This is a genomic window from Clostridium facile, assembly GCF_014297275.1.
Taxonomy (GTDB): domain Bacteria; phylum Bacillota; class Clostridia; order Oscillospirales; family Ruminococcaceae; genus Massilioclostridium; species Massilioclostridium facile.
On the sequence record NZ_JACOQK010000001.1, the window covers coordinates 1,205,243 to 1,219,980 of the forward strand.

The 14,738-nt window shown below is 39.0% G+C and carries 12 protein-coding genes; all 12 read right to left on the reverse strand.

The window, feature by feature from the left end; translation table 11 throughout:
• Positions 1–24: 24 nt before the first annotated feature.
• The 12 genes from H8Z77_RS05070 to H8Z77_RS05125 all read right to left on the reverse strand — a co-directional run bounded on the left by H8Z77_RS05070 (position 25) and on the right by H8Z77_RS05125 (position 14,631).
• Entirely contained in the window at positions 25–1,461 is a 1,437-nt protein-coding gene (locus H8Z77_RS05070) for a UDP-N-acetylmuramoyl-L-alanyl-D-glutamate--2,6-diaminopimelate ligase (RefSeq protein WP_069989087.1), read from the reverse strand.
• Between the two features lie 70 nt (positions 1,462–1,531).
• Positions 1,532–3,838 (reverse strand): penicillin-binding transpeptidase domain-containing protein, encoded by a 2,307-nt coding sequence (locus H8Z77_RS05075; RefSeq protein ID WP_186996370.1) that lies wholly within the window; start codon positions 3,836–3,838, stop codon positions 1,532–1,534.
• A 123-nt stretch (positions 3,839–3,961) separates the two neighbouring features.
• On the reverse strand, positions 3,962–4,432 hold the full coding sequence (locus H8Z77_RS05080; RefSeq protein WP_069989089.1) for a hypothetical protein: 471 nt from the start codon (positions 4,430–4,432) through the stop codon (positions 3,962–3,964).
• 92 nt (positions 4,433–4,524) lie between these two features.
• On the reverse strand, positions 4,525–5,448 hold the full coding sequence (gene rsmH, locus H8Z77_RS05085) for a 16S rRNA (cytosine(1402)-N(4))-methyltransferase RsmH (protein ID WP_186996371.1): 924 nt from the start codon (positions 5,446–5,448) through the stop codon (positions 4,525–4,527).
• A 45-nt stretch (positions 5,449–5,493) separates the two neighbouring features.
• The gene (mraZ, locus tag H8Z77_RS05090; RefSeq protein ID WP_069989091.1) at positions 5,494–5,913 is read right to left on the reverse strand and encodes a division/cell wall cluster transcriptional repressor MraZ; all 420 of its coding nucleotides are present in this window, start codon (positions 5,911–5,913) and stop codon (positions 5,494–5,496) included.
• 544 nt (positions 5,914–6,457) lie between these two features.
• Complete coding sequence (locus H8Z77_RS05095; protein ID WP_069989092.1) at positions 6,458–6,715, reverse strand: helix-turn-helix domain-containing protein; 258 nt, start codon at positions 6,713–6,715, stop codon at positions 6,458–6,460.
• Positions 6,716–7,322: 607 nt separating this feature from the next.
• Positions 7,323–8,087, reverse strand: a complete 765-nt coding sequence (locus tag H8Z77_RS05100; protein ID WP_069989093.1) for a YwaF family protein — start codon at positions 8,085–8,087, stop codon at positions 7,323–7,325.
• 480 nt (positions 8,088–8,567) lie between these two features.
• Positions 8,568–9,233, reverse strand: coding sequence for a sigma-70 family RNA polymerase sigma factor (locus H8Z77_RS05105; protein ID WP_069989094.1), 666 nt, complete (start codon positions 9,231–9,233; stop codon positions 8,568–8,570).
• Positions 9,226–9,663, reverse strand: coding sequence for an anti-sigma F factor (spoIIAB, locus tag H8Z77_RS05110; protein ID WP_069989095.1), 438 nt, complete (start codon positions 9,661–9,663; stop codon positions 9,226–9,228). Before spoIIAB ends, H8Z77_RS05105 begins: the two co-directional genes overlap by 8 nt.
• Entirely contained in the window at positions 9,660–9,983 is a 324-nt protein-coding gene (locus tag H8Z77_RS05115) for an STAS domain-containing protein (protein ID WP_069989096.1), read from the reverse strand. Before H8Z77_RS05115 ends, spoIIAB begins: the two co-directional genes overlap by 4 nt.
• Positions 9,984–10,620: 637 nt before the next feature.
• Positions 10,621–11,901 (reverse strand): bifunctional folylpolyglutamate synthase/dihydrofolate synthase, encoded by a 1,281-nt coding sequence (locus H8Z77_RS05120; RefSeq protein ID WP_069989097.1) that lies wholly within the window; start codon positions 11,899–11,901, stop codon positions 10,621–10,623.
• A 108-nt stretch (positions 11,902–12,009) separates the two neighbouring features.
• Complete coding sequence (locus H8Z77_RS05125) at positions 12,010–14,631, reverse strand: valine--tRNA ligase (protein WP_069989098.1); 2,622 nt, start codon at positions 14,629–14,631, stop codon at positions 12,010–12,012.
• Between the last annotated feature and the right edge of the window lie 107 nt (positions 14,632–14,738).

Sequence of the window (14,738 nt, forward strand, 5' to 3'; positions counted from 1 at the left end):
GCAAAGAATTTGTTAAAAATGGAATCAAGACAGTGTTTTCAGAGCTTCGGCAACAATTTCCCGTTCATCAAAATGGACTTTTTCCGTTCCCAAAACCTGATAATCTTCATGACCTTTTCCCGCCAATAGGATAACATCATCTTTTTGTGCATGTTGTACCGCGTAAAAAATAGCCTCTTTCCGGTTGGTGATCCGCACATAAGGGGTATTTTCTTTTTCTACTCCTACCAGAACCTGGTCAATAATGGCCTCTGGATTTTCTGTACGTGGATTATCGGATGTTACGATTAAAAAATCGGCGTTTTGCGCGGCAACTTGCCCCATAATTGGACGCTTTTTGTTGTCGCGGTCCCCGCCACATCCAAATAGGGCTACTACCCTACCTTTTTTATAGCCATTAATCGAATCCAAAATATTTTTTAATCCATCTGGTGTATGGGCATAATCACAAATGATGGTAAAATCCCGTCCTGTCGGAACCACTTCGCTTCTACCTTTTACATGGGAAGCATTTGTAATGCTATCCGCCACTTTTTCCACCGAAATTCCGATTTGGATACAGGCGGCCGCAGCGGCTAAAGCATTTTTCACCGAGAACATTCCTGGGGTACCAAAATGAATCTTGCTAGCAATATCCCCTATTCTCATCTGGAATTGGACACCCAAACTATTTATCTCAATCTCATTCGCGAAAAAGTCCGCTGATGGATTCTCCACCGAATAGGTAATATAACGACATGGGATTGTTTCCATCAGACGTTTTCCGTACGGGTCATCCATATTAATCACAGCACAATCAGAACAATCGAACAGCTTCTTTTTCGCCAGGAAATAGTTTTCCATGGTGTGGTGATAATCCAGATGGTCCTGGGTTAAATTTGTGAAGATCCCCACCTCAAAATGGGTATCTGCCAGACGGCATTGGTCCAACGCATGGGAGGAAACTTCTAATACAACATAATCACAGTGGGCTTCCACCATTTTTGCAAGTAGTGCCTGATAATCAGCCGCATCTGGAGTTGTTTTTTCAGTATGGAACACAGTGTCCCCAATTTCATTGCGGATAGTTCCAATTAATCCGACCTTAAAGCCCATATTGGTTAAAACAGCCTTCATAATATTAGTGACTGTTGTCTTACCATTGGTTCCTGTTACCCCAATAAACTTTAGGTCTTTTGCTGGATTTCCCTGCATGTTGGCGCACATTTTTGCATAAGCATAATGGGAATTTTCCACTAAAATCTGGTTTTTCAATCCCAAATCCCGTTCACATACAATATAAGGGACGCCTTTCTCCAAAGCGGACTGGGCAAAATTATGTCCATCTGATTGCACCCCTTTGATACAGACAAACACACTAGAATCCGTCAATTTTCTGGAATCACAACTTACATCAGAAATCTCACAGTCAGTTATTGTTCCTGTATAATTAATCCCGTCTAATAATTGGATGAGCTTCATTTTTTGTTCCTCCCCATTGAATTACTGACTTACCTTAAAGATTGGCATTCTATTCATTTCTATGCATTTATCAACCTGTTTCATCATTGGTCAAAAATTCCACAGTAACAACGCTTCCTTTTTCCACCTCTGTCCCCGCTGGAGGGGATTGAGTGGTAGCTTTTGCCTTTTGGTTTTGAATTCCGCTATTGGTCAACGCGATATTCAATCCGTATCCCGCCAAGATCTGGTTTACTTCCGCCTGGGTTTTGCCAATGACATCCGGAACCGTTACCTTTGTGGTTTCCTGTTCTTCTGTATATAAAATTACTTTCCCGCCTTTTAGCATCTTGGAGCCAGCAGATGGAATTTGTTTTACGACTGTTCCACCAGAGCCTATGGTTTCCGCCACCAGCCCCGCACTATTAATCCGTGTCTGGGCATCCGCTAAGTTAGAACCTTCTACGGAAGGAACCGCTGCCCCCTGGTTTTGCAATTCTTCTTCCGTGTATTCTGGCGAAATTCCCATGTAAGGGATTGCATCTGACATTACCTGAGCAAATACTGGGGATGCAACCGCACTACCGTAATATAATCCGGAACGCGGCTCATCCACTAAAATCAGCAAAGCAAACTGTGGATCATCCGCAGGGACACAACCAACGAAAGAAGATACATATACAACGTCCCCTGTAGCATTGGTATAGGAAAGCTTTTGCGCTGTACCAGATTTCCCGGCAATGCGGTAACCTGGAACGGAAGCATTGCTCCCTCCATTTGCAGAAACCACCTGTTCCAATACCCCACGCATCATTTCAGAAGTTTCTTCTGAAATTGCCTGGCGCTTGGTTTCACCGGTGTTAGTTTCGGTAATATTCCCATCCTGGTCAATAATCTGTTTTACCACATGGGGAGTAACCATATAGCCGCCGTTTACTGTAGCGGAAAATGCGGTCATCATCTGCATTGGGGTAATTCCCATGGATTGACCAAACGCTTCACTAGCCAATTCAGCAGGTCCCAACTGGTCCGCTGTATAATACAATGGATATTTATTTTCCCCTGGAAGGTCAATTCCAGTTGCCTCGGTCATCCCAAATAATTTAAAATACTGGAAGAATAAATCCGACCCCAAAGACTGGCCAATCTGTACAAAGGCAGGGTTACAGGAATTCACTACCGCCTGGGTAAAATTCTGGGAGCCGTGCCCGCTGGTTTTCCAACAGTGAATTGGTTTTGCACCGGATACCACTTGAATGGAACCTGTACAGTTAAAGGTACTATCCAATGTTTGGGTTTTCTCCTCCAATGCTGCGGAGGCTGTTACTACTTTAAAAACAGAACCTGGTTCATAGGTCTCAGTAATCACCTTGTTGGTCCACATTTTTTCCCTTGCCTTTTTGGTAGCTTCGGTCAACTCATCCCCTTGTAATCCTTCCAGTTGGGATTGCAGATTGGTGTCACTGATTGTATAAGGGTCATTCAAATCATATCCCCCATTGGTGGACATCGCAAGAATCTCCCCTGTGTTCACATCCATCATAACACCCGCAACACGATTCGTAGGATGATGGGTATCAATCGCCTGCTGAATCGCCTTATCAAGATAATGTTGTAAGGTTTCGTCCACTGTCAACACCAAGCTGTTTCCATCCTGAGCTGGATAGTAATATTCATAGTCAAAAGGCAGATCCCCGCCCAAAGCGTTCTGGGCAATTACCACTTTACCTGGAGTGCCACTTAGTTCTTCATCATAAGCTAACTCTACACCGTAAAGTCCCTGATTATCCGATCCAGTAAATCCAATAATATGGGAAGCAGAATTTGCCTGTGGATAATAGCGTTTGCTATCCTCCACCATGTGGATTCCTTTTACTTTTTGCTTTAGTTCCTGTTTTTCTAAGGCATTTTTATTGTTCTCCCGAATCTGTTCATTTTCCGCGTCAATTTCTTTGTTCTTTTCTTCGATGTAAGCAGTAATTTTATCCGCTTCGGGTTTCTCCACTTTTTTCTTGATAATTTCATATTTGGTATTCTTTTTGGTTTTTTCCAGCACTTCGTTGTAGTCCAAACCCAGAATATCAGATAACCCTTGGGCTACCAGTTGGCGTTGTTCATCCGTAGTAATCTGGTTTGGCGCAACGGATACTGTCCAAACAGTAGCACTCTGCGCTAAAGGGGTCATATTTCTGTCATAGATTGTCCCCCTGTTTGCATTGATTGTATCTGCGCCTAATTGCTGATTGTAAGCTTTAACACCATATTTTACACCATCGTATTCCGCGAAACAAGCTATGTATACAATCCGAACAATTAAGGCAACAAATGCCACTAATACAACCGAAAAAATAATAATATTTAATTTAAATTTCATGTTTTTGGTCGGTGATATTGCCATGTTGCTGCCTCCTATCACACAAATGATTTCAGGTGAGGAAAGAAAAACAAGGGTTAAGAACCTTTCTCAACCCTATGATGGTATTCTTCTTAAAATAATCTGATCTTATTGTATCATATTGGATTAGCCTGCAAGGTATTCCAAAAAATTAGTAAACGCGTCTTTGATTTTTTCAAAAATAGTGGTATCTTTCTCTTCCGGAATTTCAATGCTGTTCCCAGCGGATGAACTGATGTATTCCACTTGGTTCGATTGCATTTTAATCATTCCCAGCTCTGTTTCTGCGTACTCTTCAATATTGTTGATGCTCATTGTTTTGTTTAATTCCATATTCAAGCGTACTGCTTCACTTTTCTGGGTTTCCAGCTCTGCTGTAGCAGCGCTAATTTGGTCATTGATCTCATTTAATTGTACCATGCTCAGCACCATAGAAGAAGTAATCACCACTGCAACGATAATTAAAGCAATCGCCTTATAGGGACGAATATAATTTGCCGTACGGCGTTTGGAAACCTTTTTAATCGTAGGCTGCTGCTTTTTTTGTTCTTGGGCTGTTTCATAGTTTTGGTATGCAAGATTTGATTTCCGGCTCATAACGATTTCCCCTTTGTTTTTATTTGATTTTTCTATAATAAGGCTTGTCCCTTATCACAACAGGGGAAGAAAGCGGTGTTTCGTCTGCCATATTATAGTTTTTCTAAAATCCGCAATTTTGCGCTTTGGCTTCTACGGTTTTGCTCCAGTTCTTCTTTAGCAGGTAAAATTGGTTTTTTATTGATAAATTTTGCTTTTGGATGGTTGCCACAAACACAAATTGGAAAATCTGGTGGACAAGTACACCCTTTACACATTTCGGTGTAAAACTGTTTTACAATTCGGTCTTCCAACGAATGGAATGTAATAATCACTAGCCTTCCACCTGGGTTTAATAAATCAAACGCCTTTGCCAAACCAGTAGATAAACATTCCAACTCTTGGTTCACGGCAATACGAATTGCTTGGAATGTCCGTTTGCTTGGATTTTTTTCCCTTCTTGCCTTCATTGGCATAGAGTTGTTGACAATCTCGGACAACTGACTTGTCGTTTCAATCGGAGCTATTTCACGGTGTTTTACAATATTTTTCGCAATACTGTAGTAATACTTGTCTTCTCCATAATCACGGATAATCCTTGCAATTTCCTCTAATGGATAGGTGTTAACCAAATCTTTTGCGCTCAATCCTGTTTTGCTCATCCGCATATCCAGTTCACCATCGTTCAAATAGGAAAACCCTCGCTCCGCATGGTCTAACTGAAAGGAAGAAACCCCTAAATCCAGCAATACACCATCTACCTGGGTAATTCCCCGTTGAATCAACTCTTCTTGCATATTGCTGAAATTAGAATGGATTACCTGAGCGCAAGAATAAACGGATAACCGCTCCGTTGCTACCTGCACAGCATCTGGGTCACGGTCAAAAGAATACAACCGACCAGTTGTCAGACGTTTTGCAATTTCAGTGGAATGTCCTGCTCCACCAGCAGTACCATCTACATAAATACCATCTGGCTTAATATTTAGGCCATCCATACATTCCTGTAGCATAACAGAATAATGTTTGAACTCCATTTTAATTCCTTTCTACCATTTTTCTATCTTTCATCCAAGCTAGAATTAAAATCCCAGCTCATCCATAATTTCTTCGATTGCTTCCGGGGTACATTCTTCAAAGGACTGTTGCCATGCCTGCTGATCCCAAATTTCCACACGGTCAGATGCTCCTACCACCACTACATTTTTCTCTAATGAAGCATATTCCCTTAAATTTTGGGACACAATAATCCTTCCTTGCTTGTCCGGTTGGGCTTCAATCGCACCAGCAAAGAAAAAGCGCTCCATATTGCGGCGTTTTGAACGAGGTAGGCTTTTAATGCTTTCAGTCAGGTTTTCCCATTCCTCCAAAGAATAAGCATACAAACAGTGGTCTAACCCTCTGGTAATAATAAAATTTCCACCCAGTGATTCCCGAAGTTTTGCTGGAAAATTAATACGACCTTTTGCGTCAATCGTATGACTGTATTCGCCGATTAACATATTCCAACCACCTTCTATCAATTTTTTAGGGGAAACTCACCTTTTTCAACCACTTTTCACCACTTAAGTTTTATTATATCGGATTGCTGTATAAATTGCAAGTTTTTTTATGGAATTTCATCCAAATTATTTATGGAAAAATCATACAGAATTTGAACTTTTATACTATTTTATACTGCATTATGACAAAAAATAAAAAGATTATTAAAATAGTTACAATTCTCTCATCTTCCACAATTTATCAACAGCCAAAATATAGTTATATAAGTTATTTTTGTTGTAACCAAAAGTTCTCTATACTCCAACAGTAAAAAAGAAAATAACGTTTTTATTTATCCAATAAATCCAGATTATTTTAAATCAAAAAGTTAATATACAATAATGGATAATAACAATTACTAGATGTTATTATCTAAAAATAGGATAACGATCAACTCTTAGCAGAAGATTCTGATCTTACTTTACTTGTTGTTACAATCGTAATATTTACTATCCCATTTTGTTTTCAAAAATCCATTATTTTTCTTACTAACAATAAATAATATTAATCAAAATTATCTTCCTGTAAAAGTTCTTCTGCTGTAATTCCAAAAATCTTTGCGAAAACCCTTAACTCAATATCTGTTACAAACCTTTTTCCACTTTCTATTCTTTGAATTGCATTTTTATCCAAATCAATCCCTTCTAGTTGTAACAAATCCGCTAATGCCCGTTGTGAAGTTTTTGGAACTCTTTCTTGTCTTAACCTGGCTATTTTTTTACCACAAACATTGTTTCTACCGTTATTTCTGTTTTTATACATATAATCACCTCATGACATCTAGTAATTGTCATCAGCAATTATTTTATGGTAGTGGCCAGTAATTATGGCATTTACTGATAGTCAAATTTACTTTGTTGATTAAATATTGATACAAATAGAAAATTTCTCCTTTATTTGCCGTTTAAATTTATTATAATTATCGAAAAGTAAAAATGTGAATGATTCCTATAAAAGTCGAAATATATCAAATTTTAGGTATTTTTGGTGTGAAAAATTCTCTATTTATTTGCTGAACGAAGCCAATAAACCCTCCTGTTTCCTATCTTTTTTATATAAAAAAACTCTGTGAATGATAAATTAAACAGAGTTTTTGTGTTGTATATTTTGTTATTTTTTCTATAAATATAATAGTTTAAAAGTTATATTTAACACTTCTTTCGCAGTTTCAAAAGACATGGAAATCATATTTGCTTATTTTAAATTAGCTCAAAAATTAATCCAAAATCCTTATTTTTTGTTTTTACAAATCCATTTTCAAAAGGTTTCTATTTGCTTTTAATAAAATTAAGGATTCGATTAAACTCTAAATTAATAACAAAAAAGCGCCCTATTTAAAACAGAGCGCTTTTCCATAATATTGTAAAAATCAAGAAGAAATTTGTTGGGCAGATACTTTTTGCTTCTCTTTTTTGTTTTTCCGCATATGCGGTAAATAAGTTAAAAATACAGCTAATGTCATAGCGGCGGCTAATACAAATAAATAGAATCCGTAGCCACAAGCATTATAAATATCCACTAATGGCGTTCCCTCTGGTGGAGTACGCAAACACATATAATTTACGTTAAAGCATGCATCAACAACACCAGCTACACTAGCGGTTAGTACTAAAATTCCCATTACCTTTGGCATATTCTTAATATTTGGGCGAAATCCTTGCACATACATCATAGCTAATGGTACAAATAATAAAATCGCATGTAAAGTAAAGCTTTGTAATGTTTGGAAATGGAGCAAAGGATAATATCCAGCAATACCAGACGGGCAAAGCAACGCCACAATTCCACCCAATAAAGCGGTAGAACAGGTAAATTCTTTAATCGCCATATTTTTGGTAAATACAGCTAGTGGTATGTAAAAAATCTGCGTACCACAAAGTTGGAGAGGCAATAAACGGACCCAATCTGTCTGACCAACCATAATCAGCCAAAGTACTCGAATTAGCTCTACTAAAGGCAGTACAATCGCAGCAATCTGAATGATATGATCCGCTTGTTTTTTTGGCATTCTTTTCATATACCGCAACAATAATGTAACAACCAGAGCAATTACCAGCAATGCGATAATATGTGAAATATCCAACCCATGAAACACCTGGTCAGAGGGAATTTGATCTTTATAATGGAAAAACAATCTGAACACCTCCTCAACCTTTTTCATTAAGTAACAAAGAATTATATCATAAATATTTGAACAAATAAATAACATTTTCTATTTGTTTTTTGAATAAGACAAATTTTTACAAAAATTCTTTTTTATCTCCATCATCCTATTAATTCTTTTGATATCCTTATGTAAAGTTTTGAAAAGTAAAAGAGTATTGAACGAAGATATATTCCTATCGTAACTACCTCAGCCTAATTTCCGGCAATGACGTTATATCGGTTCAGCAACACACAGAGGATAATTCGTTTTTTCATACTGCCACACAATAGAAATGAAAAATTTTATAATATAACCACCTCTTAACTTATCATTACAAAGTCTATTTTATCGCTGTACGATTCTATAACATAATGTTTATTTTAAATAAATTGGTTGGCTTGCGTGAAGTTCTTCGATTTCTATTTATTATGCAAATAAAATAAGGAGGAGTAGTTTCTCCCCCTTATTCTATTCCAATTGTTCTTTAAAATGTGAAAGAATTTTTTTCTCTCTACGGGAAACTTGTACTTGTGTCATCCCCAATTCCTCAGCGGTTTCCGATTGGGTACGCCCCCGGAAATACCGCAGCAAAATCAGCTTTCGATCCCGTTCTTCCAGTTCCAGTAAAATCTGTTTGATGGTAATGGTAATCGCAAGTTTTTCCTCCATTGGCTCTGTTGGAAGATCTAGCTGTCCTCCACCTTCCTCCTCACTTTCAGTAAGGGATAATGCAGGCGTAGCAGCTCCAATCGCTTCCACTACTTCTTCCTTATCCATTCCCATTCGTTCCGCCAATTGTTCAACCGTAGGTTCATACCCATATTGTTGAGCAAAAGCTTCCCGTTCTTTGGTGACTTTTAAAGAAAGTTCTTTTAAGCTTCGACTTACTTTTACCGTTCCACCATCTCGAAACAGCCTTCGAATTTCTCCTAAAATGACTGGTACAGCATAGGTAGAAAACCGAACTCCTCGCTCTTCATCAAAAGCATTTACTGCCTTTACCAACCCCATGCAGCCAGCAGCATACAGGTCATCATATTCAATACCTTTTCCATAAAACCGATGAGCGCAGGAATGAACTAATCCAAGATTTTGCTTTACAAATTCTTCCCGCCGTTCCGCTGGTTTAATCATGGTTACGGGACTTTAATTTCTTAGTCAATACAACGGTTGTCCCTTTCCCTTGAGTAGAATTGACTTTTACTTTGTCCATAAATGTTTGCATCACAGAGAATCCCAGACCGGAACGTTCCCCATTTTTACAAGTGGTATACATTGGTTCCATAGCCTGTTCGATATCAGCAATTCCACATCCTGTATCACGGATGCGGATAACGACCTTGTTGTCTGTATGAATTTGAGCCCGAATATGTATTAAGCCAATCTTGTCTCCGTATCCATGTACAATGGCATTGGTAACTGCTTCTGAAACCGCTGTTTTAATATCCGCAATTTCATCAATGGTAGGGTCCAACTGGGCAAAAAATCCCGCTACTGCGATCCTAGCAAAACTTTCGTTAGAAGAATGGCTTGGAATTGTCAATTTCATTTCATTTTCTATCATGATTTTCCCTCCTTGTCCTCAATCACTGCAAGCCTATCCAGACCAGCCAAATGCATTACTTTTTTGATGTGGGGAGTCGGGTTAGTCACCTTTACTTCTCCACCCATTGATTTTAAAAGCTTGTACCGTCCCATCACTAAGCCAATTCCACTGGAATCCATAAAAGTAACATCGGTAAAATCCAGTAATAGCAGTTTTGGGATAGCACCTTCCGCAAAACGGTCAATTTCTTCTCGAACAGGACGTATGCTGTGATGGTCGATTTCTCCGGACAGATAAGCTGTCATCACTTGTCCGCTCAATTCAATTTTTACTTCCATGTTATATATCCTCCATTCTTATTTACCATCATTTCATCACTTTCCAATCAAACAGTATCCCCCTTTTCTGTTTACAAAACGATCCAAAAATGTTATAGGTTACACATCTAATGTTTGAAAAAATAGATCTCTCCTAGTTGGATATCATTCAAAATCAATTTTCTTCTCTTTGTGCCTAAATAGACATAGGATAAATATTCTAACAAACAAATATTTCCAAGAAATTATACTTGCCAATCCTAAAAATTCACCAAATCTTATCATCATATTGTAACCCTGTTATTGATAAACCAACAAAAAATACCAATAGCAATAGTTCATGATTTTTAAAACTTACGGAAAAATAAACCGAGTAATTAAACTTGATTCTAGTGGGTTCCAAGAAGGGCTATTTCCCTGATACAACCACATACTAAATAGTTTTCACATTCATTGCTTGCTTCACAGCCTTAAACAAGTGATTGCCGTTCCAATGGTAATTTCCTATTACAGAAAGATTGTATTCCGTTTAATATTTGAAGCAAAATATTGTTATAGGACACCTTCACCAATAAAACAATGATTTTTTATCCAATAAAAAACTGCCTTATCCATATGATAAGACAGTTATAATAAAAATATTGTCATTTTTAGGAAACTACAGTTTCTCTTTTTGCAAATATTTTCTTAAATCTGCTGCCAAAAAAAGAGAGCCAAAGATAAATACCCCTCCTTGTTTTCCAGCTAGTTTGATCGCCTGCTGGTATGCTTGTTGAGGATAATCTGATAAACTAACTTGAAAGTGGTTTCCTTCCGCTACATTTTTTAATTCTTCTGCTGCCAATCCTCTGGGAGAATCCACATTCGTAACAACTAAATGATCCAACACCCCATCCAACAACGCCAATTCCTGTTGGTAGCTTTTGTCTTTTAAGACACCACACACCCCAATTTTCGGGGAACATTGGAACATACGGATGGACTTTGCCAACGCAACAAAACCATTTGGATTATGGGCACCATCTAACACAACAATTGGGTCATGTTGTAATATTTCCATCCGGGCGGGAAAAGTCGTTTTCGCTATACCATTGGCAATCTGCTGCTCAGTTAATTGAATTGTTTTTAAATTGCGCAATGTTTCTATTGCAGTAATTGCATTATCAATCTGATGTTTTCCTAACAGCTTAAGATGGTATTCCCTACCACCATATAGAAAAATGGTACCATTTTCATCACAGCGTAAGATTTCCGTTTGGTACATATTAGGTAAAATTAATGGAGATTGCACCGTGGCACAGGTTTGCATAATCACTTCCAAAACATCTTCCGTCTGATCTGGATAACAGATACAAGGAGAACCATGCTTAATAATTCCTGCTTTTGCTTTTGCAATCTGTTGGATTGTATTTCCCAATACCTTCATATGATCATACGAAATCTTTGTAATGACCGCAGCCTCAGGTGGCGGAATAATATTTGTGGCATCCGCATCACCGCCCAAACCAACTTCCAGACAAACGATATCACAGTGGTTCCTCCTAAAATACAGGAACGCAAGGGCAGTGATAAAATCATATTCATTACACTCTAGCCCTTCCGCAGTTATCCGCTCATAAGCATCTCTTACCTGAATATAAAGCTCCACAAATTCATGTTTGGAAATCATCTCTCCATCAATTTGGAATCGCTCCCGAAAATCAATAATAAAAGGGGAAATGTAAAGCCCTGTTTTATAGCCTGCTTCTTGGAATGCGGCTGCGCACATAGCAGCTGTAGATCCTTTTCCATTCGTTCCTGCTATGTGGACAAATTTTAATTGTTCCTGGGGATTCCCTAAATACTGGAGTAACCTTTTAATCCGAAATACCCCTGGTACACTACTAAAAGCCGGCATATTATGCACAAAATTCAACGCGCGCTGGTAGGCCTGTTCCATCTAACTTTCACCTCAACATCCAAAATCCATTTTGTTGCAATCAATTCAATAATAGGAAAAACTTGCCGCCTCACAAGGAAATGGGGCGGCAGGTAATTCTTGTTTGGATTAGCCAAGCGCGGCAATACTTTCGTTGATTTTTTCCAAACGCTGGGTTGCTTTTTCCAATTTGGCACGTTCCGCGTCTACTACTGCCTGAGGTGCTTTATCCACAAATTTTGGATTATTTAATTTACCACTCAGGAATTTAATATCAGCTTCACATTTCTGCTTGTCTTTATTTAAACGTTCCAATTCCTTGGATTTATCAATCAATTCTTCCATTGGGATAAAGATACGGGCAGCGTCAGTTGCCACCTGTACTGCTCCATCTATCTGGAATTGCCCACCTACTTCAACCGATTGGGCACTTGCTAATTTTTCAAAGAAAACAGCACATTGCTCAAAAATAGCAGGGGATTCTGTTTGAATGTACAAGCTCGCTTTTTTGCTTGGAGGAACATTCATTTCAGCACGGGCGTTACGGATACCCTTAATAGCATCCATTACCTTCTGGAATTCGTTGCTTTCCTCTATAAAATCCAGTTCCTCATGGTATTCTGGCCATTTGGAAATCATAATACTTTCCTCTTCATGTGGGATGGCTTGCCAGATTTCCTCTGTAATAAATGGCATAAATGGATGCAGCAGTTTTAATGTGCTAGTCATCACATAAACCAATACTTTTTGCGCATTTAAAGCGGTTTCCCCACCAGCCTGTAACCGTGGCTTAGTTAGCTCAATATACCAGTCACACAGGATGTTCCAGATGAAATCATAGATTTTCTGGGATGCAACGGAGATTTCAAATTTATCCAGGTTGTCGGTCATATCCCGAACCAAGTCGTTTAACTGGGTCAATACCCATTTATCTTCAATAGACAATTCAGTTGGTAAACCCAACACCTCTTCATCACTGCCAGAAATATTCATCATAATAAACCTGGTTGCATTCCAAAGCTTATTGGCGAAGTTTCTAGCCGCTTTTACCTTTTCATCGCTGTAACGCATATCGTTCCCAGCATTTGTGCCATTTGCCAGCATAAAGCGTAACGCATCAGCGCCGTATTCATCGATTACTTCTAGTGGGTCAATCCCGTTGCCCAACGATTTAGACATCTTTCTACCCTGGCTATCACGAACCAAACCATGGATAAATACATTTTTAAATGGTGCTTTCCCAGTGTGTTCTACAGCGGAGAAAATCATTCTGGCTACCCAGAAGAAAATGATATCATAACCCGTTACCAAGGTACTAGTTGGATAGAAATATTCCAAATCCTTGGTTTGATGCGGCCAGCCCAAAGTGGAGAACGGCCACAAGGCAGAACTGAACCAGGTATCCAAAGTATCGTCATCCTGGGTCATATGCCCGCCGCATTTTGGACAGGTGTGAACTTCTTCCTTGGAAACCACCATTTCCCCACAGCTGTCACAATAATAAGCTGGAATTCGATGGCCCCACCACAATTGACGGGAAATACACCAGTCTTTGATGTTTTCCATCCAGTGGTAGTAAATTTTATCAAAGCGTTCTGGAATAAAATCAGTTTCATGGTTACGTACCGCATCGATTGCAGGTTTTGCCAAAGGTTCCATTTTCACAAACCATTGTTTGGAAACTCTTGGTTCTACTGTGGTGCCACAACGGTAGCATTCCCCTACATTGTGGTTGTGCGGTTCCACTTTTACTAGGAATCCACCTTCTTCCAGATCAGCAACAATGGCTTTTCTCGCCTCGTAACGTTCCATACCTGCGTATTTGCCGCAATCTTCGGTCATGTGGGCATCATCCGTCATTACATTGATAATTGGAAGATCGTGGCGTAAACCAACTTCAAAGTCATTTGGGTCATGGGCAGGGGTAATTTTTACTACACCAGTACCAAATTCCATATCAACATAATCGTCTGCTACCACTGGAATTTCACGGTTTACCAATGGCAGAATCAGTGTTTTGCCAACCAGATGCTTATAACGGTCATCATTTGGATTAACAGCTACTGCAGTATCCCCTAACATAGTTTCTGGACGAGTAGTAGCCAGCTCCAACCAGCCACTGCCATCTGCCAAAGGATAACGCAAATGCCAGAAATGGCCTTCCTGCTCACTGTATTCTACTTCTGCATCGGAAATAGAAGTCAAACAATGAGGGCACCAGTTGATAATCCGTTCCCCACGGTAAATCAAACCTTTTTCATATAAGTTTACAAAAACTTCTTTTACTGCTTCACTACAGCCTTCATCCAGGGTAAAGCGTTCCCTGGTCCAGTCGCAAGAAGAGCCCAGTTTTTTCAACTGTTCAATAATACGGCCGCCAAATTTTTCTTTCCAAGCCCAAGCACGTTCCATAAAGCCATCACGGCCAAGGTCAGCTTTGCTCAAACCTTCCTGTTTCATTGCCTCTACAATTTTTGCTTCAGTCGCAATCGAAGCATGGTCGGTTCCAGGAACCCACAGAGCTGCATAACCCTGCATTCTTTTCCAACGGATTAAAATATCCTGCAATGTCTCATCCAACGCATGGCCCATATGCAACTGACCAGTGATGTTTGGAGGAGGAATTACAATGGTATAGGGTTGTTTTTTGGGATCCGCCTCAGGAGTGAAATAACCTTTTTCAGTCCAATCAGCGTAAATCCTATCTTCAAATTGTTTTGGATTATATACCTTGTCCAATTCTTTACGCATAAATTTCCCACTTTCTTTCACGATATTCAAATAAGCTTGATAGTCTTATTATAATTACTGTTTATTATACTACAAAGTTGCTGTTTTTGGCAACAGTTTTCCGAATT

Coding starts and splice junctions, on each gene's coding strand:
- H8Z77_RS05115 (WP_069989096.1), bottom strand. CDS start 9,983: ATGGAAGTAAAAATTGAATTGAGCGGACAAGTGATGACAGCTTATCTG.
- H8Z77_RS05070 (WP_069989087.1), bottom strand. CDS start 1,461: ATGAAGCTCATCCAATTATTAGACGGGATTAATTATACAGGAACAATA.
- H8Z77_RS05080 (WP_069989089.1), bottom strand. CDS start 4,432: ATGAGCCGGAAATCAAATCTTGCATACCAAAACTATGAAACAGCCCAA.
- rsmH (WP_186996371.1), bottom strand. CDS start 5,448: ATGGAGTTCAAACATTATTCTGTTATGCTACAGGAATGTATGGATGGC.
- H8Z77_RS05075 (WP_186996370.1), bottom strand. CDS start 3,838: ATGGCAATATCACCGACCAAAAACATGAAATTTAAATTAAATATTATT.
- H8Z77_RS05125 (WP_069989098.1), bottom strand. CDS start 14,631: ATGCGTAAAGAATTGGACAAGGTATATAATCCAAAACAATTTGAAGAT.
- H8Z77_RS05105 (WP_069989094.1), bottom strand. CDS start 9,233: ATGATTAAACCAGCGGAACGGCGGGAAGAATTTGTAAAGCAAAATCTT.
- H8Z77_RS05095 (WP_069989092.1), bottom strand. CDS start 6,715: ATGTATAAAAACAGAAATAACGGTAGAAACAATGTTTGTGGTAAAAAA.
- H8Z77_RS05120 (WP_069989097.1), bottom strand. CDS start 11,901: ATGGAACAGGCCTACCAGCGCGCGTTGAATTTTGTGCATAATATGCCG.
- mraZ (WP_069989091.1), bottom strand. CDS start 5,913: ATGTTAATCGGCGAATACAGTCATACGATTGACGCAAAAGGTCGTATT.
- spoIIAB (WP_069989095.1), bottom strand. CDS start 9,663: ATGATAGAAAATGAAATGAAATTGACAATTCCAAGCCATTCTTCTAAC.